Annotated in this window: 22 protein-coding genes; 9 read left to right on the top strand and 13 right to left on the bottom strand. The window is 65.9% G+C overall.

What is annotated here, in order from left to right:
• Positions 1–20 precede the first annotated feature (20 nt).
• The 12 genes from asd to ACWV14_RS24130 form a co-directional block, all read right to left on the bottom strand.
• Positions 21–1190, bottom strand: coding sequence for an aspartate-semialdehyde dehydrogenase (gene asd / locus ACWV14_RS24185; protein ID WP_454904130.1), 1170 nt, complete (start codon positions 1188–1190; stop codon positions 21–23).
• 90 nt (positions 1191–1280) lie between these two features.
• Positions 1281–2369, bottom strand: a complete 1089-nt coding sequence (leuB, locus tag ACWV14_RS24180) for a 3-isopropylmalate dehydrogenase (protein WP_422087797.1) — start codon at positions 2367–2369, stop codon at positions 1281–1283.
• A gap of 36 nt (positions 2370–2405) precedes the next feature.
• A complete protein-coding gene (gene leuD, locus ACWV14_RS24175; RefSeq protein ID WP_454904128.1) occupies positions 2406–3062 on the bottom strand; it encodes a 3-isopropylmalate dehydratase small subunit in 657 nt (218 codons plus the stop codon).
• A 14-nt stretch (positions 3063–3076) separates the two neighbouring features.
• Positions 3077–4498 carry a 3-isopropylmalate dehydratase large subunit gene (gene leuC, locus ACWV14_RS24170; protein ID WP_454904126.1) on the bottom strand — a complete coding sequence of 474 codons (1422 nt, stop codon included), beginning with the start codon at positions 4496–4498 and terminating at the stop codon, positions 3077–3079.
• Positions 4499–4559: 61 nt separating this feature from the next.
• Entirely contained in the window at positions 4560–5504 is a 945-nt protein-coding gene (locus tag ACWV14_RS24165) for a LysR substrate-binding domain-containing protein (RefSeq protein WP_454904124.1), read from the bottom strand.
• 177 nt (positions 5505–5681) lie between these two features.
• Positions 5682–6992: a citrate synthase gene (gltA, locus tag ACWV14_RS24160; protein ID WP_081270664.1), complete on the bottom strand. Its 1311-nt coding sequence runs from the start codon at positions 6990–6992 to the stop codon at positions 5682–5684.
• 24 nt (positions 6993–7016) lie between these two features.
• A complete protein-coding gene (locus ACWV14_RS24155; RefSeq protein ID WP_081270663.1) occupies positions 7017–7331 on the bottom strand; it encodes an FAD assembly factor SdhE in 315 nt (104 codons plus the stop codon).
• A gap of 29 nt (positions 7332–7360) precedes the next feature.
• Complete coding sequence (locus ACWV14_RS24150; RefSeq protein ID WP_081270662.1) at positions 7361–8062, bottom strand: succinate dehydrogenase iron-sulfur subunit; 702 nt, start codon at positions 8060–8062, stop codon at positions 7361–7363.
• 16 nt (positions 8063–8078) lie between these two features.
• Positions 8079–9887 (bottom strand): succinate dehydrogenase flavoprotein subunit, encoded by a 1809-nt coding sequence (sdhA, locus tag ACWV14_RS24145; RefSeq protein ID WP_422087794.1) that lies wholly within the window; start codon positions 9885–9887, stop codon positions 8079–8081.
• Positions 9888–9894: 7 nt separating this feature from the next.
• Positions 9895–10260, bottom strand: coding sequence for a succinate dehydrogenase, hydrophobic membrane anchor protein (gene sdhD / locus ACWV14_RS24140; protein WP_454904122.1), 366 nt, complete (start codon positions 10258–10260; stop codon positions 9895–9897).
• 13 nt (positions 10261–10273) lie between these two features.
• A complete protein-coding gene (sdhC, locus tag ACWV14_RS24135) occupies positions 10274–10720 on the bottom strand; it encodes a succinate dehydrogenase, cytochrome b556 subunit (RefSeq protein ID WP_081270659.1) in 447 nt (148 codons plus the stop codon).
• A 226-nt stretch (positions 10721–10946) separates the two neighbouring features.
• The gene (locus ACWV14_RS24130; RefSeq protein ID WP_106935286.1) at positions 10947–11705 is read right to left on the bottom strand and encodes a GntR family transcriptional regulator; all 759 of its coding nucleotides are present in this window, start codon (positions 11703–11705) and stop codon (positions 10947–10949) included.
• Positions 11706–11888: 183 nt separating this feature from the next.
• Between ACWV14_RS24130 and ACWV14_RS24125 the strand changes: the two genes are divergently transcribed.
• The 7 genes from ACWV14_RS24125 (at position 11889) to ACWV14_RS24095 (ending at position 21111) form a co-directional block, all read left to right on the top strand.
• Positions 11889–12875: a malate dehydrogenase gene (locus ACWV14_RS24125; protein ID WP_301506779.1), complete on the top strand. Its 987-nt coding sequence runs from the start codon at positions 11889–11891 to the stop codon at positions 12873–12875.
• A gap of 12 nt (positions 12876–12887) precedes the next feature.
• Positions 12888–13679, top strand: a complete 792-nt coding sequence (tam, locus tag ACWV14_RS24120; protein WP_454904120.1) for a trans-aconitate 2-methyltransferase — start codon at positions 12888–12890, stop codon at positions 13677–13679.
• Positions 13676–14674: an HpcH/HpaI aldolase/citrate lyase family protein gene (locus ACWV14_RS24115; protein ID WP_454904118.1), complete on the top strand. Its 999-nt coding sequence runs from the start codon at positions 13676–13678 to the stop codon at positions 14672–14674. The genes tam and ACWV14_RS24115 overlap by 4 nt, the downstream gene beginning before the upstream one ends.
• Positions 14675–14708: 34 nt before the next feature.
• Positions 14709–15281: a hypothetical protein gene (locus ACWV14_RS24110; RefSeq protein ID WP_454904117.1), complete on the top strand. Its 573-nt coding sequence runs from the start codon at positions 14709–14711 to the stop codon at positions 15279–15281.
• Positions 15282–15361: 80 nt separating this feature from the next.
• Complete coding sequence (locus ACWV14_RS24105; RefSeq protein ID WP_454904116.1) at positions 15362–17947, top strand: bifunctional aconitate hydratase 2/2-methylisocitrate dehydratase; 2586 nt, start codon at positions 15362–15364, stop codon at positions 17945–17947.
• Between the two features lie 177 nt (positions 17948–18124).
• Entirely contained in the window at positions 18125–18724 is a 600-nt protein-coding gene (locus tag ACWV14_RS24100; protein WP_454904114.1) for a hypothetical protein, read from the top strand.
• Between the two features lie 110 nt (positions 18725–18834).
• The gene (locus ACWV14_RS24095) at positions 18835–21111 is read left to right on the top strand and encodes an acyl-CoA dehydrogenase (protein ID WP_454904113.1); all 2277 of its coding nucleotides are present in this window, start codon (positions 18835–18837) and stop codon (positions 21109–21111) included.
• On the opposite strand, the gene ACWV14_RS24090 is transcribed toward ACWV14_RS24095, so the two are convergent.
• A complete protein-coding gene (locus tag ACWV14_RS24090; RefSeq protein ID WP_454904111.1) occupies positions 20999–21862 on the bottom strand; it encodes a helix-turn-helix domain-containing protein in 864 nt (287 codons plus the stop codon). The two genes, ACWV14_RS24095 and ACWV14_RS24090, sit on opposite strands and share 113 nt — an antisense overlap.
• Positions 21863–21982: 120 nt before the next feature.
• Here ACWV14_RS24090 and ACWV14_RS24085 point away from each other — a divergent pair, with 120 nt between their 5' ends.
• Both ACWV14_RS24085 and ACWV14_RS24080 read left to right on the top strand, forming a co-directional pair.
• The gene (locus ACWV14_RS24085; protein WP_454904110.1) at positions 21983–22396 is read left to right on the top strand and encodes a hypothetical protein; all 414 of its coding nucleotides are present in this window, start codon (positions 21983–21985) and stop codon (positions 22394–22396) included.
• 114 nt (positions 22397–22510) lie between these two features.
• The gene (locus tag ACWV14_RS24080) at positions 22511–25375 is read left to right on the top strand and encodes an aconitate hydratase (protein WP_454904108.1); all 2865 of its coding nucleotides are present in this window, start codon (positions 22511–22513) and stop codon (positions 25373–25375) included.
• Positions 25376–25389 lie beyond the last annotated feature (14 nt).

Below are 25389 nucleotides of genomic sequence, written 5' to 3'. Positions count from 1 at the left end.
AAGGCCCTGAGCACCCCGCATCAGGCTTCGAGCAGGATGCGCAGCATGCGGCGCAGCGGTTCCGCGGCACCCCACAGCAATTGGTCGCCGATGGTGAAGGCGCCGACGTATTCCGGGCCCATGGCCAGCTTGCGGATGCGGCCGACCGGAATGTTCATGGTCCCCGTCACTGCCACCGGCGTGAGGTCCTTGACCGTGGCTTCGCGCGTGTTCGGCACGACCTTCGCCCACGGGTTGTCGGCGGCGATCATCGCTTCGATGTCGGCCAGCGGGACGTTCTTCTTGAGCTTGAAGGTCAGCGCCTGGCTATGGCAGCGCATGGCGCCGATGCGCACGCAGAAACCGTCGACCGGCGTGGCGGCGGTGCCGAAGCCCGCGCCCTGGCCCAGGATCTTGTTGGTCTCGGCGCCGCCCTTCCATTCTTCCTTGGACATGCCCCATTCGGCGTCGTCCTGGCTCTTGCCCAGGCCCAGGTCCTTGTCGATCCAGGGGATCAGCGAGCCGCCCAGCGGCGCGCCGAAGTTGGCCGTTTCGGCGGCGCTGAGGTTCTGCTGCTTGTGCAGCACCTTGCGGTCGATTTCGAGGATGGCCGACTTCGGGTCGTCCAGCAGCGCGCGCACTTCGGCGTTGAGCGTGCCGAACTGGGTCAGCAGTTCGCGCATGTGCTGCGCGCCGCCACCCGAGGCTGCCTGGTAGGTCATGCTGGTCATCCAATCGACCAGGCCGGCCTTGTAGAGGGCACCCACGCCCATGAGCATGCAGCTCACGGTGCAATTGCCGCCAATCCAGTTCTTGCCGCCCTTGGCCAGTGCGTTCTCGATGACCGGCAGGTTCACCGGGTCGAGCACGATGATGGCGTCGTCCTTCATGCGCAGGGTGGACGCGGCGTCGATCCAGTGGCCGTTCCAGCCTGCGGCGCGCAGCTTGGGGAACACCTCGCTGGTGTAGTCGCCGCCCTGGCAGGTGATGACGATGTCGCACTTCTTCAGTGCTTCGATGTCGTTCGCATCCTTCAGCGCGGTCTCGTTCTTGGCCATGGCCGGGGCCTTGCCGCCGGCGTTGGAGGTCGAGAAGAAGATCGGCTCGATGAGACCGAAGTCGCCTTCGGCCTGCATGCGGTCCATCAGGACCGAGCCGACCATGCCGCGCCAGCCAACGAGGCCGACCAGAGGTTGAGATGCGTTCGCCATTTCAGTTTGCCCTTATGAAAAAAGAAAAAGTTGTCTTTTTTTGCCCCCGACTCGTCGAGCCGGGGAGGGGCGTGACGAAGCGGGCTGCGGTTAGCCGGTAATCGTCTTTTTGGTGATTGCTGCAACGACCGCGTCGCCCATCTCGCGGGTGCCGACGCGCTTCGTACCTTCTGACCAGATGTCACCCGTGCGCAGGCCGGAGGCCAGCACGTCCTTGACCGCCGACTCGATACGGTCGGCAGCCTCGGCTTGGTTGAGTGAGAAGCGGAGCATCATGGCAGCGGACAGTATTGTAGCCAAAGGATTGGCAACCCCTTTGCCGGCAATGTCTGGGGCGCTGCCGTGGCTGGGTTCGTACAGGCCCTGGTTGCTCGAATTGAGCGACGCCGAGGGCAGCATGCCGATGGAGCCGGTGAGCATCGCGGCCTCGTCCGAGAGGATGTCGCCGAACATGTTGCCGGTGACCACCACGTCGAACTTCTTGGGCGCCTTCACGAGCTGCATGGCCGCGTTGTCGACCAGCATGTGGTCGAGTTCGACATCCGGATATTCCTTCGCGATGTCGAGCATCACGTCTTTCCACAGCTGCGAGGTTTCCAGCACGTTGTTCTTGTCGACGCTGGTCACGCGCTTGCTGCGCTTGCGTGCCGCCTCGAAGGCCACGCGCGCGATGCGCTCGATCTCGGGGCGCGAGTAGCGCATCGTGTCGAAGGCTTCCTCGGCACCCGGGAAGTGGCCGTCGACGGCGGTGCGGCGGCCGCGCGGCTGGCCGAAGTAGATGTCACCGGTCAGCTCGCGGATGATCAGGATGTCCAGGCCCGCGATCAGCTCGGGCTTCAGGCTCGACGCGTCCACCAGCTGCTCGTAGCAGATGGCGGGGCGGAAGTTCGCGAACAGGCCCAGGTTCTTGCGCAGCCCCAGGATGGCTTGCTCGGGGCGCAGCGGGCGGTCGAGCTTGTCGTACTTCCAGTCGCCGACGGCGCCGAACAGCACAGCATCGGATTCCTTGGCCAGCTTGAGCGTCGATTCGGGCAGCGGATGGCCGTGCGCCTCGTAGGCCGCGCCGCCGACCAGCGCCGATTCCATCTCGAACTTCAGGTCGAGGACGTTGAGCACCTTGACCGCTTCGGCCACGATTTCGGTGCCGATGCCGTCACCCGGGAGAACTGCGATTTTCATTTTTGTCGTGTGTAGAAGAGAAGAAACGGAACGCGTTCAGGCGTTGGCGAGCATCGTATGCGCGAGCCACGGCTTCTGCGCCAGGCGCTCGGCCTCGAAGGCCTTGATCTTGTCCTTGTGGCGCAGCGTGAGGCCGATGTCGTCCAGCCCGTTGATCAGGCAGTACTTGCGGAAGGCCTGCACGTCGAAAGCGAACTCCTGCCCGTCGGGCTTCACCACCACCTGGCGCTCCAGGTCGATGGTCAGCGTGTAGCCGGGGAAGGCGAAGGTCTCGTCGAACAGCTGGCCCACTTGCGCTTCGGACAGCACGATCGGCAGCAGGCCGTTCTTGAAGCTGTTGTTGAAGAAGATGTCGGCGTAGCTCGACGCGATGATCGCGCGGAAGCCGTACTGGTCGAGCGCCCACGGCGCATGTTCGCGCGACGAGCCGCAGCCGAAGTTCTTGCGCGCCAGCAGCACCGAGGCGCCCGCGTAGCGCGGCCGGTTCAGCACGAAGTCGGGGTTCGGCTTGCGGCTGGCCGGGTCCTGGCCGGGCAGGCCCGGGTCGAGGTAGCGCCATTCGTCGAACAGGTTCACGCCGAAGCCGGTCTTCTTGATCGACTTGAGGAACTGCTTCGGGATGATGGCGTCGGTGTCGACGTTCTCGCGGTCCATCGGTGCCACGAGGCCCTTGTGCACGGTGAATTTCTGCATGTGATGTCTCCTGGTCAGGCGAAGGTGCGCACGTCGACGAAGTGGCCGTGCAGGGCGGCGGCAGCGGCCATGGCCGGGCTCACGAGGTGGGTGCGGCCGCCGGCGCCCTGGCGGCCTTCGAAGTTGCGGTTGCTGGTCGATGCGCAGCGCTCGCCGGGTTCCAGGCGGTCGGCGTTCATCGCCAGGCACATCGAGCAGCCGGGCTCGCGCCATTCGAAGCCCGCGGCCTTGAAGATCACGTCGAGGCCTTCGCGCTCGGCCTGTTCCTTCACCACGCCCGAGCCGGGCACGACCATCGCCAGCTTCACGTTCTTCGCGACCTTCTGGCCCAGCTTCTTGACCACGGCGGCGGCTTCGCGCATGTCTTCGATGCGGCTGTTGGTGCACGAGCCGATGAACACCTTGTCGATGAAGATGTCGTTCATGGCCTTGTTGGGCTCCAGGCCCATGTAGACCAGCGCGCGCTCGATGGCGCCGCGCTTGCTCGCATCCTTTTCCTTCTCGGGATCGGGCACGCGGCCGTTGATCTCGACCACCATCTCGGGCGAGGTGCCCCAGGTCACTTGCGGCTGGATCTGCGTGGCGTCGAGCTCGACCACGGCGTCGAACTTCGCGCCGGGATCGGACTGCAGCGTGCGCCAGTAGCTCACGGCCTGCTCCCATTCCACGCCGGTGGGCGCGAGCGGGCGGCCCTTGACGTAGCTGATGGTTTTTTCGTCCACGGCCACCAGCCCGGCGCGCGCGCCGGCCTCGATGGCCATGTTGCAGACCGTCATGCGGCCTTCCATGCTCAGGTCGCGAATGGCCGAGCCGGCGAACTCGATGGTGTAGCCCGTGCCGCCGGCCGTGCCGATCTTGCCGATGATGGCCAGCACGATGTCCTTGGCCGTGCAGCCGAGCGGCAGCTTGCCTTCGACCTTCACGAGCATGTTCTTCGCCTTCTTGCCCAGCAGCGTCTGCGTGGCCATCACGTGCTCGACCTCGCTGGTGCCGATGCCGTGCGCCAGCGCGCCGAACGCGCCGTGCGTGGAGGTGTGCGAGTCGCCGCAGACCACTGTCATGCCCGGCAGCGTCGCGCCCGATTCGGGGCCGATCACGTGCACGATGCCCTGGCGCTTGCTCAGGAACGGGAAGAACGCGGCTGCGCCGAACTCGGCAATGTTGTGGTCCAGCGTGGTGACCTGTTCCTTGCTGGTCGGGTCGGCAATGCCTTCGTAGCCGCGCTCCCAGCCGGTGGTGGGCGTGTTGTGGTCGGCCGTGGCCACGACGGAGCTGATGCGCCACAGCTTGCGGCCGGCTTCGCGCAGGCCTTCGAAAGCCTGCGGGCTGGTGACTTCATGCACCAGGTGGCGGTCGATGTAGAGGATCGCGGTGCCGTCTTCCTCGGTGTGGACGACGTGTTCGTCCCAGATCTTGTCGTAGAGCGTGCGTGCCATGTCGGTCTCTTTGTCTTTCGTGGGGAAATGGATTGTCTGTGTGTGCGGCTGCAATGTGGGTTCAGGCCGCGAGTTGTTCTGTCGCATCCGCGGCGGCGTGCAGGTGGTTCACCAGCGAGCGCGCTGCCACCGGCAGGGTGGAAAAATCGCGTGCCACGAGGCGAATCTCGCGCGCCGCCCAGGCGTCGTTCAGGGCGACGCTCGCCAGGCCGCGTCCGATGCCGTTCTGCATGAGCTCGAAGGCGCGCTGCGGCATCACGCCGATGCCCAGGCCGTTCTCGATCATCCGGCACATGGCGTCGAGGCCGGTCACGTGGATGCGCAGCTTGATGCTGCGCCCGGCATTCAGCGCCGCCTCGTGCATCGCGACGTAGATCGAGCTGTTGGTGTGCAGGCCGACGTGGTCGAAGTCGAGCGAGTCGATGAAATCGATGGCGCCCTGCGTGGCCAGCACGTGGCCGGTGGGCACGATGAGCGCCAGGCGGTCGTGCCTATAGGAAAGGCTCTGCAGTTCGCCAGCGCCGCCGGCCACGTGGCACACGCCGAGGTCGGCCGCGCCTTCCTGCACCGCGCGGATCACTTCGCTGCTCAGGTGCTCCTCGAGGTCGATCTTGATGGCCTCGTGTGCCCGCGTGAACACGCCCAGGTCTTCAGGCAGGAACTGCACGATGGCCGAGATGTTGGCATGCACCCGCACATGGCCGCGCACGCCGTCGGCGTATTCGCTGAGCTCGCCCTGCATCTTCTCGAGGCTGTAGAGCACCGAGCGCGCATGGTGCAGCAGGCTTTCGCCGGCCGGCGTGAGGTCTACGCCGCGCGCATGGCGGTAGAGCAGGGTGGTGCCCAGCGTGGCTTCGAGGTCGGACAGCCGCTTGCTGATGGCCGACGCCGCGATGAACTCGCGCTCCGACGCGCGGCCGATGCTGCCCAGTTCGCACACGGCCACGAACAACTGCAACGACGTGAGGTCGATGCGGCGGGCGAAGTTGCGTTCTGACGTGCTCATGGGGCTTGGGCATCGCGTCTGGCGATGAGTTGGCTATTTTCTTCTTGTTTTTCTCTTGAAGCCATCGTGATATGCGATGACCTCAATGCCCGCCGGCGAAGAGCGCTCACCGGCAGGCGGCCCCAAAACGAAAAAAGCTGCCCGAAGGGGCAGCTTTTTATTGAGGAAAGCGCTCGATCAGCGAGCCGAGATCGGCTTCACGTCACGCTTCGGCGAGCCTTCGAACAGCTGGCGCGGGCGGCCGATCTTGTACTCGGGGTCGCCGATCATTTCGTTCAGCTGGGCGATCCAGCCGACCGTGCGGGCCAGCGCGAAGATCGCGGTGAACAGCGGCACCGGGATGCCGATGGCGCGCTGCACGATGCCCGAGTAGAAGTCGACGTTCGGGTACAGCTTGCGCGACACGAAGTATTCGTCTTCCAGGGCGATCTTTTCCAGTTCCTTGGCCAGCTTGAACAGCGGGTCTTGTTCCAGGCCCAGCTCGGTCAGCACTTCGTTGCAGGTTTCCTGCATCAGCTTGGCGCGCGGGTCGTAGTTCTTGTACACGCGGTGGCCGAAGCCCATGAGCTTGACGTTCGAGTTCTTGTCCTTGACCTTCTTGATGAACTCGCCGATCTTCTCGACGCCGCCTTCCTTCTGGATGTCGTACAGCATGTTGAGTGCTGCTTCGTTGGCGCCGCCGTGGGCCGGGCCCCAGAGGCAGGCCACGCCGGCCGCGATGGCCGCGAAGGGGTTCGTGCCCGACGAGCCGCACAGGCGCACCGTCGAGGTCGAGGCGTTCTGCTCGTGGTCTGCGTGCAGGATGAAGATGCGGTCGAGCGCGCGCTCGAGCACCGGGTTCACCTTGTACTCTTCGCACGGGGTGGCAAACATCATGTGCAGGAAGTTGCCGGCGTAGCTCAGGTCGTTCTTCGGGTACATGTACGGCTGGCCGATCGTGTACTTGTAGGCCATGGCCACGAGCGTGGGCATCTTCGCGATCAGGCGGATCGCGGCGATCTCGCGGTGCTCGGGATTGTTGATGTCCGTGCTGTCGTGATAGAAGGCCGACAGGGCGCCCACGAGGCCGGTCATGATGGCCATCGGGTGGGCATCACGGCGGAAGCCGCGCAGGAAGAACTGCATCTGCTCGTTCACCATGGTGTGGTTCGTCACGACCTTGGTGAAGTTTTCCTTCTTGGCCTGGTCCGGCAGTTCACCGTACAGCAGCAGGTGGCAGGTCTCGAGGAAGTCGCAGTTGGTGGCGAGTTGCTCGATGGGGTAGCCGCGATACAGCAGTTCGCCCTTGTCGCCGTCGATGTACGTGATGGCCGACTGGCAGGCGGCGGTCGACATGAAGCCCGGGTCGTACGTGAACATGCCGGTCTGTGCGTACAGCTTGCGGATGTCGATCACGTCGGGGCCCACGGTGCCCTTGTAGATCGGCAGGTCGACGCTGTCGCCGCCGTTGCTGAACGACAGCGTGGCCTTGGTATCGGATGCTTTCATTTCGGTTTACTTTCAGAGGTGGATTCAGGACGAAGGAGAAATTGCGGGCCGCTGCGCACCGTCAGTGCGCATCAGCTGCAGCAATGCGACCACCTCGGCCCCGGCCCATTCGGGCTCGGGCTCCTTTCTGCACAGAAGGAGGTCGAGGAGATCGTTGTCCGACAGGTCCATCAGTGTCTCCATCGCTCCCGCTTGACCCACGGTCATGCGGGATTCGTGTCGCTCGAAGAAGCGGGCGATGAACAGGTCGTTCTCGAGCAGTCCGCGCCGGCAGCGCCATTTCAGCTTGCTCAGCGCACGTTCGCTGAGCGGCTGGTCGAGGTCGGCGGCGGGTTGCATGGTGGCGTCTCTAGGCAATGGATCAGGGATCAGATGGCGCGGCGCACCATCAATTCCTTGATCTTGCCGATGGCCTTGGTCGGGTTCAGGCTCTTCGGGCACACGTCCACGCAGTTCATGATCGTGTGGCAGCGGAACAGGCGGTACGGGTCTTCCAGGTTGTCCAGGCGCTCGGCGGTGGCTTCGTCGCGGCTGTCGGCGATGAAGCGGTAGGCCTGCAGCAGGCCGGCCGGGCCCACGAACTTGTCGGGGTTCCACCAGAAGCTCGGGCAGCTCGTCGAGCAGCTCGCGCACAGGATGCACTCATACAGGCCGTTGAGCTCTTCGCGCTCTTCGGGTGACTGCAGGCGTTCCTTCTCGGGCGGCACGCTGTCGTTCTGCAGGTACGGCTTGATCGAGTTGTACTGCTTGAAGAACTGCGTCATGTCCACGATCAGGTCGCGGATGACGGGCAGGCCCGGCAGCGGCTTGAGCACGACGGTGCCTTTGAGCGTGTTCATGTTGGTCAGGCAGGCCAGACCGTTCTTGCCGTTGATGTTCATCGCGTCGGAGCCGCAGACGCCTTCGCGGCACGAACGGCGGAACGACAGCGTCGGGTCCTGCGCCTTGAGCTTCATCAGGGCGTCGAGCAGCATGCGCTCATGGCCGTCGAGTTCGATCTCGACGGTCTGCATGTAGGGCTTGGCGTCCTTGTCCGGGTCGTAGCGATAGATCTGGAATGTGCGCTTCATCGTATGTTCCTAATTTTTAGAATGTCCGGACCTTCGGGGGCACCGAGGCGACCGTCAGGGGCTGAAGCTTGACCGGCTTGTACGACAGGCGGTTGTCTTCGCTGTACCAGAGCGTGTGCTTCATCCAGTTGGCGTCGTCGCGGCCGAGCGGTGCGACAGGATCGTCCGCCGGGCGTTCGTAGTCTTCCACCGTGTGCGCGCCGCGGCATTCCTTGCGGGCTGCTGCGGAAACCATGGTGGCTTGCGCCACTTCGATCAGGTTGTCGACTTCCAGCGCTTCGATGCGTGCGGTGTTGAACACCTTCGACTTGTCCTTCAGGCCGATGGCCTTGACGCGCTCGCGCACGGCGGCGATCTTGGTCACGCCTTCGTCCATCGAGGCCTGCTTGCGGAACACGGCGGCGTGCTGCTGCATGACTGCGCGGATCTCGCCGGCCACGTCCTGGGCGTATTCGCCGGTGGTGGTCGACTCGAGGCGGTTCAGGCGCTCCAGCGTGCGGTCGGCCGCATCGTTGGGCAGGGGCTTGTGTTCCTTGAGCTTGTCGTTGAACTCGACGATGTGGTTGCCGGCCGCGCGGCCGAACACCAGCAGGTCGAGCAGCGAGTTCGTGCCCAGGCGGTTGGCGCCGTGCACGCTCACGCAGGAGCATTCGCCCACCGCGTAGAGGCCATTCACGACGGCGCTGTTGTCTTCGCCCTTCTGGATGACGACCTGGCCGTGGATGTTGGTCGGGATGCCGCCCATCTGGTAGTGGATGGTCGGCACGACGGGGATCGGCTCCTTCGTGATGTCGACGTTGGCGAAGTTGACGCCGATTTCATACACCGAGGGCAGGCGCTTGTGGATGGTGTCGGCGCCCAGGTGGTCGAGCTTGAGCAGCACGTAGTCCTTGTTGGGACCGCAGCCTCGGCCTTCCTTGATTTCCTGGTCCATGGAGCGCGAGACGAAGTCGCGCGGCGCCAGGTCCTTCAGCGTGGGCGCATAGCGCTCCATGAAGCGTTCGCCGTTGCTGTTCAGCAGGATCGCGCCTTCGCCGCGGCAGCCTTCGGTCAGCAGCACGCCCGCGCCGGCCACGCCGGTCGGGTGGAACTGCCAGAACTCCATGTCCTGCAGCGGAATGCCCGAGCGGGCAGCCATGCCGAGGCCGTCGCCGGTGTTGATGAAGGCGTTGGTCGAGGCCTGGAAGATGCGGCCTGCGCCGCCGGTGGCCAGCAGCACGGTCTTGGCCTGAAGGATGTGCAGGTCGCCGGTTTCCATTTCGAGGGCGGTCACGCCGACCACGTCGCCTTCTTCGTCACGGATGAGGTCGAGCGCCATCCATTCGACGAAGAACTGGGTGCGGGCTTCGACGTTCTTCTGATAGAGCGTGTGCAGCATCGCGTGGCCTGTACGGTCGGCCGCGGCGCAGGCGCGCTGCACGGGCTTCTCGCCGTAGTTGGCCGTGTGGCCGCCGAACGGACGCTGGTAGATGGTGCCGTCGGGGTTGCGGTCGAACGGCATGCCGAAGTGTTCGAGCTCGTAGACGACCTTCGGTGCTTCGCGGCACATGAACTCGATCGCGTCCTGGTCGCCGAGCCAGTCGGAGCCCTTGATCGTGTCGTAGAAGTGGTAGTGCCAGTTGTCCTCGCTCATGTTGCCGAGCGATGCGCCCACGCCACCTTGAGCGGCGACGGTGTGCGAACGGGTCGGGAACACCTTGGAGAGCACGGCCACGTTGAGGCCGGCACGTGCGAGTTGCAGCGAGGCGCGCATGCCGGAGCCGCCGGCACCGACGATCACGACGTCGAACTTGCGCTTGGTGATTTTTTCTTTTGTGTAGGTCATGGTGGGGTCAGATCTTCCAAAGCACTTGAATGGCCCAACCCGCACAACCGACAAGCCAGACTATGGTGAAAATTTGCAGCACGAGACGGATGGCGACGGGCTGGACGTAGTCCATCCAGACGTCGCGCATGCCGACCCACACGTGGTAGAGCAGGGCGACGATCACGGAGAACGTCAGCACCTTCATCCACTGCTCCGCGAAGATGCCGGCCCAGAGGTCGTAGCCGATGGGGCCGCGGGTGAAGATCAGTTGTGCGAGCAGCACGATCGTGAAGAGCGCCATCAGGCCGCCCGTGATGCGCTGGCTGAGCCAGTCGCGAAGACCGTAGTGCGCGCCGACGACGATGCGCTTGGAGCCGTAGTTCACAGACATGGTTGGCTCCTTCTCAGTACAGGCCGAACAGCTTGGCGCCCAGCACCAGCGTGAGGATGATGCTCGCGCCCAGCGTGAAGAGGGCGGAGGTGTGGCCGAATTCCTTGGTCACCGCGGAGTGGCTCACGTCCATCCAGAGGTGGCGCAGGCCGGCGATGAAGTGGTGCAGGTAGGCCCAGATGAGCGCGAGCGCGACAAGCTTGAAGAACCAACCCGGAGCGAAGCCGATGCCGACGTTGAAGGCGCCCTTGAATTTCGCGAACGAATAGTCGGATGACAGCGAAGTGTCGAACATCCAGATGATGAACGGCAGCAGCAGGAACATGAGCACGCCGCTCACGCGGTGCAGGATCGACACGATGCCCGCCGGCGGAAGCCGGTAGGTCGTCAGATCGGTGAAGGCATTGATGTTCCGGAATTCGCGGCGCGGTGGCCGGGGAGGATTTGCAAGCTCTGTCATGGGGGGAGGGCTTTCGTGGCTTGGATGACTTGTTCTGAGAGCGAACGCTTTTGTTTCTTATGCGGAAGTGCAAACAACGCAAAATTCTATTGCAATGCACCATCGGGCAGCGGACGCGCATGAGTCAGCGCACCGTTGCAGTCGGATGCTATTGACTTCGTAGCACGTAGTGCATGTTGCGCGCGCACGCTGGCGCGCCGTGATTCGGCCTTTGTCTGCATCGGGGTCAGCCCAGCTGGTTCCTGTAGTGGTGCGTGTCGGTGCGATAGAGCCCGCGGCGCAATTCCATGGGCATGTCATGGTAGGTGTGCGCTACGCGTTCCACACTCAGCAGGGGCATCTGCGGTGTGACGTCGAGCAGCGCGGCCTGTTCGGCATCGGGTAGCACGGCGCGGATTTTTTCTTCGGCCCGCACCATGCGCACGCCGAACTCGGTTTCGAACAGCGCGTACATCGGCCCCGGCCACGCGCGCAGCCGCTCGGCCGTGAGGCCCTTGAAGGGCGTGCCGGGCAGCCAGAGGTCTTCGAGGATGGTCGGCACGCCGGCATAGGCCAACACGCGGCGCACCTGCAGCACGGCGTCTCCGGTGCGCAGGCCGAGCGCGCGGGCCACGTCGGCCGACGCGCGCAGGCGCTTGCAGTCGACGATGGTGCGCACGGCGGGGCCTTCGCTGCTGGGGTCGCCGGCATCGGGCACGAGCTTGAGGAAACGGTACTGCACATGCTGCTCTGCATGCGTGGCGACGAAGGTGCCCTTGCCCTGGCGGCGAACCACCAGGTTTTCGGCCGACAGTTCGTCGATGGCCTTGCGCACCGTGCCCTGGCTCACCCGATAGCGCACGGCCAGGTCCATCTCGCTGGGGATGGGTTCGCCCGGCTTCCACTCGCCCGCCTGCAGGCTCTGCAGGATCAACGTCTTGATCTGCTGGTAGAGCGGACTGAAGGACGGCGTCGCGGGCTCGTCGAGTGTTGTGGGCGTGTTCATGGCAGCGGTGGGGTGCGCCGTGGCGGCGCCCCCGAGGATATCTTATATAAGACATAAGACGGGGCTTATTGAATCGGCTTAAAATGCGGCCGGTCTCGCGCTGCGGGAGGGTATTTCACCCCGCAGAACCCTGGCGCCCCACGAGAGCGCCGACACCGTTTCATCACCTTCTGGAGTCTTCCCATGAGCAAAAAACCCGTCCGCGTTGCCGTCACCGGTGCCGCCGGCCAAATCGGTTACGCCCTGTTGTTCCGCATTGCATCCGGCGAAATGCTCGGCAAAGACCAGCCGGTCATCCTGCAACTGCTCGAAATCCCCGACGAGAAGGCCCAGAAGGCGCTCAAGGGCGTGATGATGGAACTCGACGACTGCGCGTTCCCGCTGCTGGCCGGCATGGAAGCCCACGGCGACCCGATGACCGCCTTCAAGGACGCCGACTACGCACTGCTGGTCGGTTCGCGCCCCCGCGGTCCCGGCATGGAACGTGCCGAACTGCTGGCCGTCAACGGCGCCATCTTCACGGCACAAGGCAAGGCCCTCAACGCCGTCGCCAGCCGCAACGTCAAGGTGCTGGTGGTCGGCAACCCGGCCAACACCAACGCCTACATCGCCATGAAGAGCGCACCTGACCTGCCGCGCAAGAACTTCACCGCCATGCTGCGCCTGGACCACAACCGCGCCGCCAGCCAGATCGCCGCCAAGACCGGCAAGGCCGTGGCCGACATCGAAAAGCTCACCGTGTGGGGCAACCACTCGCCCACGATGTACGCCGACTACCGTTTCGCCACCATCAACGGCGAAAGCGTCGCCAAGATGATCAACGACCAGGAATGGAACGCCAACGTGTTCCTGCCGACCGTCGGCAAGCGCGGCGCGGCCATCATCGAAGCACGCGGCCTGTCGTCGGCTGCCTCGGCCGCCAATGCCGCCATCGACCACATGCGCGACTGGGCCCTGGGCACCAACGGCAAGTGGGTCACCATGGGCATCCCGTCGGACGGCCAGTACGGCATTCCGAAGGACGTGATGTTCGGCTTCCCCGTCACCTGCGAAAACGGCGAGTACAAGCTGGTCGAAGGCCTCGAGATCGACGCATTCAGCCAGGAACGCATCAACAAGACGCTGGAAGAGCTCGAAGGCGAACGCGCCGGCGTTGCCCACCTGCTGTAAGCCATCCGCAGCATGCTCGACTGGAACCCCGCGCTCTACCGTCGCTACGAGGACGAGCGCACCCGCCCCGCACAGGAACTCCTGGCGCGGGTGCCGCTGACGGAGGCGGCCCGCGTGGTCGACCTCGGCTGCGGTCCGGGCAATTCCACCGAGCTGCTGGTTCAGCGGTTCCCGAAGGCGCAAGTCACCGGGACCGACAACTCCGAAGCCATGCTGGCCAGCGCGCGCGAGCGCCTGCCGCAGGCGCGCTTCGAGTTGAGCGACATCGCGACCTGGGCGCCGCGTTCTCAGGAAGAAGCGCCCGACCTCATTTATGCCAACGCGTCCCTGCAGTGGGTGCCCGATCACGAAAAGCTGATCCCGCGCCTGTTCGACGCGCTGGCCCCGGGCGGCGTGCTCGCCGTCCAGATGCCCGACAACCGCCAGGAGCCCACGCACCGGCTGATGCGCGCCGTGGCCGCCGAAGCGCCGTGGGTCGAGCCCATCGGCGACGCCGACAGGCTGCGCACCCGGCTGCTCGACCTCGGTGGCTACTACGACCTGCTGGCGCCGCGCGCCGCGCACGTCGATGTCTGGCACACCATCTACCAGCACCGCATGGCCGACGCCGCATCCATCGTCGAATGGGTGCGAGGCACGGGGCTGAAGCCTTTCGTCGATCGCCTCGAGCCGGCGCTGCAGGCCAGCTACCTGGCCGAATACGAACGCCGCGTGAACGAGGCTTATCCGCCCCGCGCCGACGGCAAGCGGCTGCTCGCGTTTCCGCGCATGTTCATCGTCGCTCAGAAGGGCGGCAACGCATGACGAACACTGTCCACCCCGCGCAAGTGCTGCTCGGCGCGCAGGCCGGCGCCGTGACGCTGCCCGTGTGCGACCACTACAGCGGCGTCGAGGCACGCATGAAGAAGAGCCTCGCGCTCCAGGCCGAGATGGCCGAGGAGTTCGGCGCGTGCGTGTTCGACGTCACCCTCGATTGCGAGGACGGCGCGCCCGTGGGCGGCGAGGCGGAGCATGCCGCACTCGTCACCGAGCTCGCGCTGGCCGCCAGGCCCGGCATGCGTGTGGGTGTGCGCGTGCATCCGGTCGACCATCCGGCCTTTGCCGGCGACGTGGTCACCATCGCCGGACGCGCCGGCCATCGCCTGAGCCACCTGATGGTGCCCAAGGTCGAATCGGTGGCCGATGTGTTGCAGGCTGTTTCCGCGCTCGAGGCGGCCGATGCCGGCGCGCTGCCGCTGCACGTGCTGATCGAGTCGCCGCTGGCCGTGCACAACGCCTTCGAGATCGCCGCACATCCGCGCGTGCAGTCGCTGAGCTTCGGCCTTATGGACTTCGTCTCGGCCCACGCCGGCGCCATTCCAGCCGACGGCATGGGCGCGGCGGGGCAGTTCAGCCATCCGCTGGTGGTGCGGGCCAAGCTGGCCATCGCATCGGCCGCGCATGCCTACGGCAAGGTGCCGTCGCACTGCGTGGTCACCGAGTTCAACAATACCGATGCCATGCGTACCGCAGCCCGCAAGGCGGCCACCGAATTCGGCTACACGCGCATGTGGAGCATCCACCCGAACCAGATCCGGCCCATCCTCGAGGCTTTCGCGCCCGACGAGGCACAGATTCAAATTGCCACAAAAATCCTTGTAAAGGCGGCAGCCGCAAATTGGGCTCCGACACAAATTGATGGCACATTGCACGACCGCGCGAGCTACCGCCATTTCTGGCAGGTTCTGACACGTGCCCACGCAACAGGGCGCGCGTTGCCCCCCGAGGCGAAAGCCTGGTTTGCGCTCGCGGCCTCCTGAAACCACCCGAACCCAGCCTCAAGGAAACCCACACATGAAGAAAATTGCCCTGATTGCAGCTGTCGCACTGGCTCTGCCCCTGGCCGCAATGGCCCAGGACGCTGCCAAGCCGGCCGCAAAGCCCGCCGCCAAGGCAGCTTCCTCCAGCACGGCAAAGGCCCCCGCCAAGAAGCACCAGGTCACCCGCAAGGCCGCCAAGGCCGTCGAGGAAGTCACGCCCATCAACACCGACACCGACGTGACGCTCTCCGAGGCCGACCTGGCCGTGGCCCAGCGCGTGTCCGTCGGCAAGGCCCAGTGCGAACTCGGCGCCGACGTGACCGTCACGCCCGACGACAAGAAGCCCGGCTTCTTCACCGTCAGCACCAAGGGCGCGAAGTACCGCATGCACCCGGTCGAAAGCCGCACCGGCGCCATCCGCCTCGAAGACCCGCGTGCCGGCGCCATGTGGCTCCAGCTCGGCAACAAGTCGATGCTGATGAACCAGAAGGCCGGCCTGCGCCTTGCCGACGAATGCCAGACCGAAGCCCAGGTCGCCTTCGCCGCAGAAATGAAGAAGAACCCACCGAAGGCGCTGTTCGACGGCGCTGACGGCGAAAAGAAGTAAGCGTACCGAGCGCCGGGTGCGGTGCGGCTCTTGCTAGACCGCACCGCATTCCTGCAAGACCAGTTTCCGGAGAAAAGAAGATGTTGCAAGCCTACGTTGATCATGTTGCCGAACGCGCCGCGCTCGGTATCCCGCCGCTGCCCCTGAGCGCGAAGCAGACCTCTGAAGCGATCGAGCTCCTCAAGAGCGCGAACGCAAAGGACGGCGCTTTCCTGCTGGACCTGCTCACCTATCGCGTGCCCGCCGGCGTCGACGACGCGGCCAAGGTCAAGGCGAGCTACCTCGCTGCCGTGGCGCACGGCACCGAGAAGAGCGAGTTCATTTCGCGCGCCCGCGCGACCGAACTGCTCGGCACCATGCTCGGCGGCTACAACATCAGCCCCATGATCGACCTGCTCGACGACGCCGAAGTCGGCGCCGTGGCTGCAGAGGGCCTCAAGAAAACCCTGCTGATGTTCGACCAGTTCCACGACGTCAAGGAAAAGGCCGACAAGGGCAACGCCAACGCCAAGGGCGTGCTGCAGAGCTGGGCCGATGCCGAGTGGTTCACCAGCCGCCCCGAAGTGCCCGAAAGCATCACCGTCAGCATCTTCAAGGTGGCTGGCGAAATCAACACCGACGACCTGTCGCCCGCACCCGATGCGACGACCCGTCCCGACATCCCGATGCACGCCCTGGCGATGCACAAGAACGCACGCCCCGGCATCGTTCCCGAAGAAGACGGCAAGCGCGGCCCGGTGAAGTTCATCGAAGACCTGCGCGCGCGCGGCCACCTCGTGGCGTATGCCGGCGACGTGGTCGGCACGGGTTCGTCGCGCAAGAGCGCCACCAACTCGGTGCTGTGGTTCACCGGCGAAGACATTCCCTTCGTGCCCAACAAGCGCTTCGGCGGCGTCTGCCTCGGCGGCAAGATCGCTCCCATCTTCTACAACACGATGGAAGACTCGGGCGCGCTGCCTATCGAACTCGACGTCACGCAGATGAACATGGGCGACGTGGTCGAACTGCGCCCCTATGAAGGCAAGGCGCTGAAGGACGGCAAGGTCATCGCCGAATTCCAGGTCAAGAGCGACGTGCTGTTCGACGAAGTGCGCGCCGGCGGCCGCATTCCGCTGATCATCGGCCGCGGCCTGACGGCCAAGGCGCGTGAAGCGCTGGGCCTGCCCGTTTCCACGCTGTTCCGCCTGCCGCAAAGCCCGGTCGACACCAAGAAGGGCTTCTCGCTCGCACAGAAGATGGTCGGCCGCGCCTGCGGCCTGCCGGAAGGCCAGGGCGTTCGCCCAGGCACGTATTGCGAACCCAAGATGACCTCGGTCGGCTCGCAGGACACCACCGGCCCGATGACGCGCGACGAACTGAAGGACCTCGCCTGCCTGGGCTTCTCGGCCGACCTCGTCATGCAGTCGTTCTGCCACACGGCGGCGTACCCCAAGAAGGTCGACGTCAAGATGCACCACGAACTCCCCGAGTTCATGGCCAACCGCGGCGGCGTGTCGCTGCGTCCGGGCGACGGCGTGATCCACAGCTGGCTCAACCGCCTGCTGACGCCCGACACCGTGGGCACGGGCGGCGACAGCCACACCCGTTTCCCCATCGGCATCAGCTTCCCCGCGGGCTCCGGCCTCGTGGCCTTCGCGGCCGCCACCGGCGTGATGCCGCTGGACATGCCTGAATCGGTGCTGGTGCGCTTCAAGGGCAAGATGCAGCCTGGTGTCACGCTGCGTGACCTGGTCAATGCGATTCCGCTGTACGCCATCAAGGCAGGCCTGCTGACCGTGGCCAAGCAAGGCAAGAAGAACATCTTCTCGGGCCGCATCCTCGAAATCGAGGGCCTGCCCGACCTGAAGGTGGAACAGGCTTTCGAGCTGAGCGACGCTTCGGCCGAGCGTTCGGCCGCCGGTTGCACGGTGCACCTGAACAAGGACCCGATCATCGAGTACATCAACAGCAACATCACGCTGATGAAGTGGATGATTGCCGAAGGCTACGCCGATGCCCGCACGCTGCAGCGCCGCATCGCCGCGCAGGAAGCCTGGCTCGCGAACCCGCAACTGCTCAAGGGCGACGACGATGCCGACTACGCCGCCGTCATCGAGATCGACCTGGCCGAGATCCACGAGCCCATCGTGGCCTGCCCGAACGATCCGGACGACGTGAAGACCCTGAGCGACGTGGCCGGCGCCGCGATCGACGAAGTGTTCATCGGTTCGTGCATGACCAACATCGGCCACTTCCGCGCGGCGTCGAAGCTGCTCGAAGGCAAGCGCGACATCCCGGTCAAGCTGTGGATCGCTCCGCCGACCAAGATGGACGCGCAGCAGCTCACCGAAGAAGGCCATTACGGCGTGTTCGGCAATGCCGGTGCCCGCACCGAAATGCCGGGCTGCTCGCTGTGCATGGGCAACCAGGCACAGGTGCGCGAAGGCGCGACGGTCATGTCGACCAGCACGCGCAACTTCCCGAACCGCTTGGGCAAGAACACCAACGTGTACCTCGGCTCGGCCGAACTGGCCGCCATCTGCTCGCGTCTGGGCCGCATCCCGACGCGCGAGGAGTACATGGCCGCCACGGGCGTGCTCGACGCCTCCAGCGCGCAAATCTACCAGTACCTGAACTTCGACAAGATCGAAGACTACAAGGGCGTGGCGGACTCGGTCACGGCCTGATCTCCGCGGCTTGGCCGCACCATTGAAGAAGCCCCGCCAGCCGGGGCTTTTTCTTGCGCGCTTCATTCTTGGGTGCAACGGCTGAAAACGGAAATAAGCCACCAAAGCGGGCAACCTCGCCACTGCCGTCCGCGGCATCGGCGAGAGCGCCTTCCTTTTTGCTCGACACTCGGCGCGATGCGCATCGGCATTTCAATCTTCACTCACGCGGGGCGGGGCGTCTGGCACCTGCTGCCCGCTCTGGCCGCATGGGCCACCACTGGCGCGGCGATCGCGCAAGGCGCGCCGGCGCCCCAGACACTCCCATTGCAGCAAGACACGCTCACACGTGCCGCCGCCAGCGTGGGCGTCGGGCGTTGCCTGAGCGCCATCACGCGGCTTTCCACACTCGCGGTGCATGGCAGCCGCGGCCATGACGTGCTGCTCGACTGGGACCGCAAGCGCCCCAATGCGGGACCTATGTTCTCGCTGATCGGCATCCAGTACCCGAATGCCGGCGTGGCCGCCTCGATCACCGCCGTGCCAGACGACACCGGCGGCTGCACCATGTCGGCCGAGCGCATCTCGGTCGCGCCTTTCACCTGCGCGAGCGTCGCGCAGCAGGAGCTGGCAGGCTACAAGGTGACGCAGTTGCTGCCCATCTACGCGGTCTACACCGACGACAGTGAGCCCGCCTCGTCGGTCTCATTGATCGATTCGCCGCCGGGCTGCCTGGTGATTCGGCGCTATGTGGAGTACGGCTGGAAAGACCCCGCGGCCGCCGCCAGAAAGCGCTAGGCGCGACCGTCTCCGACACACGGCTTCGCCCTCCGCCGGCCCGCGCGGCCGGTTACAAGCCTGAAGAATGGTGTCAATCCGCGCACGTTCGTCGCGGAAGGAGACGCACCATGCCGCTGGCGACACTGATCGGCCGATGGGCCATGAAGCCATTCTCGAAGGCGCTGCCACCGCTCGGCGACACCGAGCGGGCCGCGCTCGAGGCCGGCACGGTCGGCTTCGAGGGCCAGCTGTTCGCGGGGCGACCTGATTTCGACGCGCTCTCGGCCATGGGGCCGAACCGGCTCACCGAACGCGAGCAGGCTTTTCTCGACAACGAGGTGCGCACGCTGTGCCACATGCTGGACGACCACGCCATCGATCAGGCGCGCGACCTGCCGCCCGATGTGTGGCGCTTTCTTCGCGAGAAGCGCTTCTTCGGGATGATCATCCCCGAGGAGTTCGGTGGCCTCGGCTTCAGCCACTTCGCGCACGCCACCGTGGTGACGCGCATTGCCACCGTCAACACCGCCACGGCCGTCACGGTCATGGTGCCCAACTCGCTCGGCCCGGCCGAACTGCTGCTGCGCTACGGTACCGACGCACAGAAAGACCACTACCTGCCGCGCCTTGCTGATGGCCGCGAGCTGCCGTGCTTCGGCCTGACTTCGCCCTACGCGGGGTCGGACGCGGCGTCGATTCCCGATCGCGGCGTGGTGGTCGAGCGCGAGTTCGACGGCCGCAAGACGCGCGGCTTCCTGGTCGATTTCGACAAGCGCTACATCACGCTCGCGCCGGTGGCCACCGTGGTCGGGCTGGCCTTCCATGCCGTGGACGAAAGCCGGCCCGAGGGCCAGCGCGACCTCGGCATCACCTGTGCGCTGATTCCGGTGCCGCACGAGGGCATGGAGATCGGCCGGCGCCACCGGCCGATGGACAGCGCCTTCATGAACGGCCCCATCCACGGCCGGCAGGTGTTCGTGCCGATGGACTGGATCATCGGCGGCGAGAAGCAGGTCGGCCAGGGCTGGCGCATGCTGATGGAGTGCCTGGCCGCGGGCCGCGCCATCTCGCTGCCCGCGCTGGGCTCGGCGATGCAGCAGACCGCGCTGTACGTGAGCAACGGCTACGGCCAGATCCGCGAGCAGTTCGGCATGCCGGTCGGCAAGTTCCATGCAGTGGCGGGGCTGGTGGCGCAGATGTCGGCCGAGCTGTATGCGACCGACGCGGCACGCCGCTATACCGCAGCGGCGCTCGACAAGGGCGAGCGACCCAGCGTGGCCAGTGCCATCCTCAAGGTGCAGCTGACCGAGGCGGGGCGGCGCGCGGTGAACCACGGCATGGACATCCTGGGCGGCAAGGGCATCATTTCTGGCCCTTCCAACCTGCTCGGCGTGGCCTATCGGCAGGCGCCGATCGCGATCACGGTGGAGGGCGCGAACATCCTCACGCGCGCGCTCATCGTGTTCGGGCAGGGCGCGGTGCGCTGCCACCCGCACGTGCTCGACGAAATGGCTGCCGTGCAGGCGGGCGACGAAACCGCCCTCGGCAAGGCGCTGATGGCGCATGGCAGGCACGTGGCCGTCAATCTTTGGCACAGCCTGTTCGGTGCGCCGGTGTTGGGAAAACCGCCTGAAGACCTGCTGCCGGAGGCACGGCTGGTCGCGCGCATGAGTGCCAAGTACGCGCTCACCGCCGACCTCGCGATGGGCATGCTCGGCGGCAAGCTCAAGCGCATGGAACTGCTGTCGGCAAGGCTCGGCGACGTGCTCGCGCACCTGTACCTGGCCAGTGCGTGCATCTGGCGCTACCGCGTCGACGGGGCGCCCGAACTGCTGCCGTTCGCGCAGGCCGCAATCCGGCTGCAGCTCGACGAGGCCGGCAAGATATTGCGCGACCTGTACGCCAACCTGCCGACCTCCGGCCGGCGCGTGATCGGCGCGCTGGTGCTGCGCCGCACCGCGCACCTGGCGCCGTTGCGCGATGTACAGCTCATTGCGCTGGCAGATCTGCTGCGCAAGAACCCTCGCATCGTCGAGCGCCTCGCACCGGACCTCAGCGAGCCCGCGCCCGGCGGCCTGCGCGACCTGATGTATGCGATGGAACTCTCGGTGCAGCTCGGAGACACCACCGCCGCGCTCAACAAGGTGCTGCGCCGCACGAATTCACTGGAAGAGGCGGCCAGCTCGGCGCCCGATCCCGAACTGGCGCTGGCCTACCTGAAGGCGGCCGACAAGGTCATCCAGGTGGACGACTTCGAAGGCCCGCCGCGCGGCGCGGACGGCAGGGCCGATCTCAATCCGCCTGCGGCGTCGACTGCGCCAGCTGCGCCGCCAATGCAACCAGCGCCGCAGCCGTCTGCTCATCGGCCGGAAAGAACGATTCCACCGCGAGTTCCTGCAATGTGACGTCGACCGGCGTGCCGAAGATCGTGATGGTGCTGATGAAGCTCAGCACGCCGCTCGGCATGACGACCTGGAAGGGCACCGCCACCGCCGACAGCGCGGTGTCGAGCACGGGGGCGTCGTGGCTCACGGCGGGCGCGGGGTAGGCCGCGAGTTCGTCGTGCAGCGACTGCAGCACCGCGTCTCCGGTGGCCGCGATCTGCTGCTGCAGCCGCTCGATCAGGTGGGTGCGCCACTGCGCGAGGTTGGCGATGCGCGGGGCCACGCCGTCGGGGTGAAGGCTCAGGCGCAGCACGTTGATGGGCGGCTTCAGGAGCTCGGGCGCGGCGCCTTCCATCAGCAACGGCACCAGCGCGTTGTGCGCGACCAGGTTCCAGTGGCGGTCCACGGCCAGTGCGGGAAATGGCTCGTGCCCCTTCAGCACCAGGTCGATGGCGCGGCGCGCGGAGGCCATCGCCGGGTCGTCGAGCGAGCGCTGCCGGTACATCGGCGCGAAGCCCGCAGCCACCAGCAGCGCATTGCGCTCGCGCAGCGGCACTTCCAGCCGTTCGGCCAGCCGCAGCACCATTTCGCGGCTGGGGGCGGCGCGGCCGGTTTCCACGTAGCTCAGGTGGCGCGTCGAGACCTCGGCCTCCTGCGCCAGGTCGAGCTGGCTCAGGCGGCGGTGGGTGCGCCAGTGCCGCAGGTGGACGCCGAACGGGTCGCGAGCGCCGGGGCGGTCGGCCTTGGACGAATGAGAGCGGATGGTGTTCATGGAGCCGCATTCTGGCGCGGTACCGGCGCGGCGCCATGACCTCGGGGGTCATCGACGCGATGCGGTGTCGCGGGAATCATTGGCGCCGTACCGCCCCGGTACTACACCAAGGAGAACCGCATGTCCGTCTTCGCATCCCCCCGTTTCCTGCCCAACGTGATGTGGGCCGACGCCGCCTCATGCGCCGCGACCGGCGCGCTGCAGGTGGCGTTCACCGACGCGCTGGCGCGGCTGACCGGCCTGCCGGCGCTGCTGCTCATGGGCACGGGCGTCTTCCTGCTGGCCTATGCGGCAATGGCCGCCTTCATGGCCAGCCGCCCCACGCCGCCGCGCGGGCTGATCGGCCTTGTCGTCGTGGGCAATTTCGGCTGGGCCGTGGCCTGCGTCGCGCTGCTGGTGAGCGGCGTGTTCGCGGTCAGCGCGCTGGGCATGGCGTGGGTGCTGGCGCAGGCGGCCTGCGTGGTCGTGCTGGCCGAGCTGCAATGGACCGGCCTGCGCCGCACGCGTGGCGGTGCGCGAATGGCCATGGCCTGAAATGCCGGCTGCTCATTCGGAAAAACGGGGGCGAGCCGAGTCCCCCGACTACAGCCACTGACATCGATCCCTGCTATCTTTGAGAGGCTTCCACGAACCAACAGGAGTCTCTCTATGGCCAAAGCACCGGCGCATGCCTTTGCGTCCACCCTCAAGACCTTCAAGACAGCATCTGGCAAGTCCGGCAAGTACTGGTCCCTGAAGGAGCTGGCCAAGCAATATCCGACCGTCGACAGGCTGCCGGTTTCCATTCGCATCGTGCTCGAATCGGTGCTGCGCAACTGCGATGGCCAGAAGGTTTCGGCCAAGCACGTCGAAGAGCTGGCCCACTGGGCGCCCAACGCCGAGCGCACCGACGAAATTCCCTTCGTCGTCACCCGCGTGGTGCTGCAGGACTTCACCGGCGTGCCGCTGTTGGCCGACCTCGCCGCCATGCGCAGCGTGGCCGCCAAGCTGGGCAAGTCGCCCAAGACCATCGAGCCGCTGGTGCCCGTCGACCTGGTGGTCGACCACTCGGTGATGGTCGACTACTACGGCACGCCCAAGGCGCTCGACCTGAACATGAAGCTGGAATTCCAGCGCAACAACGAGCGCTACCAGTTCATGAAGTGGGGCATGCAGGCCTTCGACACCTTCCGCGTGGTGCCGCCGGGCTTCGGCATCGTGCACCAGGTGAACCTCGAATACTTTGCGCGCGGCGTCTACAAGAGCCCGTACGACAACGGCGACAAGCCCACCTACTACCCCGACTCGCTGGTCGGCACCGACAGCCACACCACCATGATCAACGGCATCGGCGTGGTCGGCTGGGGCGTGGGCGGCATCGAGGCCGAGGCGGCCATGCTGGGCCAGCCGGTCTACATGCTCACGCCCGACGTGGTGGGCTTCGAGCTCACCGGCAAGCTGCGCGAAGGCGTCACGGCCACCGACCTGGTGCTTTACGTCACCGCCATCCTGCGTGCCGAGAAGGTGGTGGGCAAGTTCGTCGAGTTCTTCGGCCCCGGCGCCGCGTCCATCGCCGTGCCCGACCGCGCGACCATCGGCAACATGGCGCCCGAATACGGCGCGACCATGGGCTTCTTCCCGGTCGACGAAATGACCGTGGCCTACTTCGAGGGCACTGGCCGCACCAAGGAAGAGGTCGAGCGCTTCGAGGCCTACTACAAGGCGCAGGGCCTGTTCGGCATGCCCGCCCCGGGCGACATCGACTACACCAAGGTCGTGCGCCTGGACCTCGGCACCGTGTCGCCCAGCCTGGCCGGCCCGAAGCGCCCCCAGGACCGCATCGACCTCGGCCACCTGGCCACCAAGTTCTCGGAGCTGTACAGCAAGCCCAACGACGCCAACGGCTTCAACCAACCGGCGGACAAGCTCAAGGTGCGCTATCCGCTGGTGGCTGCCGGCAAGGGCAGCGATGAGGAGGCGGCGTCGCCGCCCGCCGGCGCGCCGCTCGACGTGGTCGAGATGGTGGCCAACCGCTCCACCAAGGCGGCTGCGCACGTGAGCGCCACCGCGCCTTCGGCACCTAAGGGCGAAGTGACCATCGGCAACGGCGACGTGCTGATCGCCGCCATCACCTCGTGCACGAACACCTCCAACCCGAGCGTGATGCTGGCCGCCGGCCTGCTGGCCAAGAAGGCGGTGGAAGCCGGCCTCACCGTCAAGCCGCACATCAAGACCTCGCTGGCCCCGGGCTCGCGCATCGTGACCGAATACCTCGAGAAGGCCGGCCTGCTGCCGTACCTCGAGAAGCTGGGCTTCTACCTTGCCGGATACGGCTGCACCACCTGCATCGGCAACGCCGGCGACCTGACGCCCGAGATCAACGAAGCCATCACCAAGAACGACCTGATCGGCGCGGCCGTGCTGTCGGGCAACCGCAACTTCGAGGCGCGCATCCACCCGAACCTGAAGGCCAACTTCCTGGCCTCGCCGCCGCTGGTGGTGGCCTTTGCCATCGCGGGCAACGTCATGACCGACCTGATGACCCAGCCCGTGGGCAAGGGCAAGGGCGGCAAGGACGTGTACCTGGGCGATATCTGGCCCACGCCGAAGGAAATCGACGACAACCTGCGCTATGCCATGAACGCCAAGTCGTTCCGCGCGAACTACGAGAAGGTGAAGACCGATCCGGGCAAGTTCTGGACGAGCATCAAGGGCACCAACGGCCAAGTCTACGACTGGCCCAAGTCCACCTACATTGCCGAGCCGCCGTTCTTCGAGGGCTTCAAGATGAAGCCGCACGCGTCGGACGCGGGCTTCAAGGGCGCACGCATCATGGCGCTCTTCGGCGACTCGATCACCACCGACCACATCTCGCCGGCCGGCTCGATCAAGGAAAGCTCGCCCGCGGGCATCTGGCTGAAGGCGAACGGCGTGGTCAAGGCCGACTTCAACAGCTACGGCTCGCGCCGCGGCAACCATGACGTGATGATGCGCGGCACTTTCGCCAACGTGCGCATCAAGAACCTCATGATTCCGCCGGACGCCAACGGCGCGCAGGAAGAGGGCGGCGTCACGCGGTTCCAGCCCGGCAACGAGAAGATGTTCATCTACGACGCCGCCATGAAGTACATGGAGCAGGGCGTACCCACCGTGGTGTTCGGCGGCGAAGAGTACGGCACCGGCTCGTCGCGCGACTGGGCGGCCAAGGGCACGCAGCTGCTGGGCATCAAGGCCGTGGTGGCGCGCAGCTTCGAGCGCATCCACCGCGCCAACCTGGTCGGCATGGGCGTGCTGCCGCTGCAGTTCCGCGGCGCCGATTCATGGCAGACGCTGGGCCTCACGGGCGACGAGAAGATCGACGTGGTGATCGGCAGCGAACTGAAGCCGCAGATGGACGTGAAGCTGGTGGTGCACCGCCCCGACGGCACGCACCAGGAGGTGACGGTGCGCCTGCGCATCGACACGCCGATCGAGGTCGACTACTACAAGCACGGCGGCATCCTGCCGTTCGTGCTGCGGCAGCTTCTGGAATAACCCCCGGGGCCCCC

The sequence above is a fragment of the Variovorax durovernensis genome, from assembly GCF_977011995.1.
Note: the sequence above shows the minus strand (reverse complement) of the source record. Positions and strands in the feature narration are given on the sequence as shown.

What these genes read in the sequence shown, in the direction of transcription:
- ACWV14_RS24100 (WP_454904114.1), top strand. Translation starts at nt 18,125, where the DNA reads ATGCGCATCGGCATTTCAATCTTCACTCACGCGGGGCGGGGCGTCTGG.
- ACWV14_RS24110 (WP_454904117.1), top strand. Translation starts at nt 14,709, where the DNA reads ATGAAGAAAATTGCCCTGATTGCAGCTGTCGCACTGGCTCTGCCCCTG.
- sdhD (WP_454904122.1), bottom strand. Translation starts at nt 10,260, where the DNA reads ATGTCTGTGAACTACGGCTCCAAGCGCATCGTCGTCGGCGCGCACTAC.
- leuD (WP_454904128.1), bottom strand. Translation starts at nt 3,062, where the DNA reads ATGCAGAAATTCACCGTGCACAAGGGCCTCGTGGCACCGATGGACCGC.
- leuB (WP_422087797.1), bottom strand. Translation starts at nt 2,369, where the DNA reads ATGAAAATCGCAGTTCTCCCGGGTGACGGCATCGGCACCGAAATCGTG.
- sdhA (WP_422087794.1), bottom strand. Translation starts at nt 9,887, where the DNA reads ATGACCTACACAAAAGAAAAAATCACCAAGCGCAAGTTCGACGTCGTG.
- ACWV14_RS24115 (WP_454904118.1), top strand. Translation starts at nt 13,676, where the DNA reads ATGACGAACACTGTCCACCCCGCGCAAGTGCTGCTCGGCGCGCAGGCC.
- asd (WP_454904130.1), bottom strand. Translation starts at nt 1,190, where the DNA reads ATGGCGAACGCATCTCAACCTCTGGTCGGCCTCGTTGGCTGGCGCGGC.
- gltA (WP_081270664.1), bottom strand. Translation starts at nt 6,992, where the DNA reads ATGAAAGCATCCGATACCAAGGCCACGCTGTCGTTCAGCAACGGCGGC.
- ACWV14_RS24165 (WP_454904124.1), bottom strand. Translation starts at nt 5,504, where the DNA reads ATGAGCACGTCAGAACGCAACTTCGCCCGCCGCATCGACCTCACGTCG.
- leuC (WP_454904126.1), bottom strand. Translation starts at nt 4,498, where the DNA reads ATGGCACGCACGCTCTACGACAAGATCTGGGACGAACACGTCGTCCAC.
- ACWV14_RS24090 (WP_454904111.1), bottom strand. Translation starts at nt 21,862, where the DNA reads ATGAACACCATCCGCTCTCATTCGTCCAAGGCCGACCGCCCCGGCGCT.
- ACWV14_RS24125 (WP_301506779.1), top strand. Translation starts at nt 11,889, where the DNA reads ATGAGCAAAAAACCCGTCCGCGTTGCCGTCACCGGTGCCGCCGGCCAA.
- ACWV14_RS24095 (WP_454904113.1), top strand. Translation starts at nt 18,835, where the DNA reads ATGCCGCTGGCGACACTGATCGGCCGATGGGCCATGAAGCCATTCTCG.
- ACWV14_RS24150 (WP_081270662.1), bottom strand. Translation starts at nt 8,062, where the DNA reads ATGAAGCGCACATTCCAGATCTATCGCTACGACCCGGACAAGGACGCC.
- ACWV14_RS24155 (WP_081270663.1), bottom strand. Translation starts at nt 7,331, where the DNA reads ATGCAACCCGCCGCCGACCTCGACCAGCCGCTCAGCGAACGTGCGCTG.
- ACWV14_RS24080 (WP_454904108.1), top strand. Translation starts at nt 22,511, where the DNA reads ATGGCCAAAGCACCGGCGCATGCCTTTGCGTCCACCCTCAAGACCTTC.
- sdhC (WP_081270659.1), bottom strand. Translation starts at nt 10,720, where the DNA reads ATGACAGAGCTTGCAAATCCTCCCCGGCCACCGCGCCGCGAATTCCGG.
- ACWV14_RS24085 (WP_454904110.1), top strand. Translation starts at nt 21,983, where the DNA reads ATGTCCGTCTTCGCATCCCCCCGTTTCCTGCCCAACGTGATGTGGGCC.
- tam (WP_454904120.1), top strand. Translation starts at nt 12,888, where the DNA reads ATGCTCGACTGGAACCCCGCGCTCTACCGTCGCTACGAGGACGAGCGC.
- ACWV14_RS24105 (WP_454904116.1), top strand. Translation starts at nt 15,362, where the DNA reads ATGTTGCAAGCCTACGTTGATCATGTTGCCGAACGCGCCGCGCTCGGT.
- ACWV14_RS24130 (WP_106935286.1), bottom strand. Translation starts at nt 11,705, where the DNA reads ATGAACACGCCCACAACACTCGACGAGCCCGCGACGCCGTCCTTCAGT.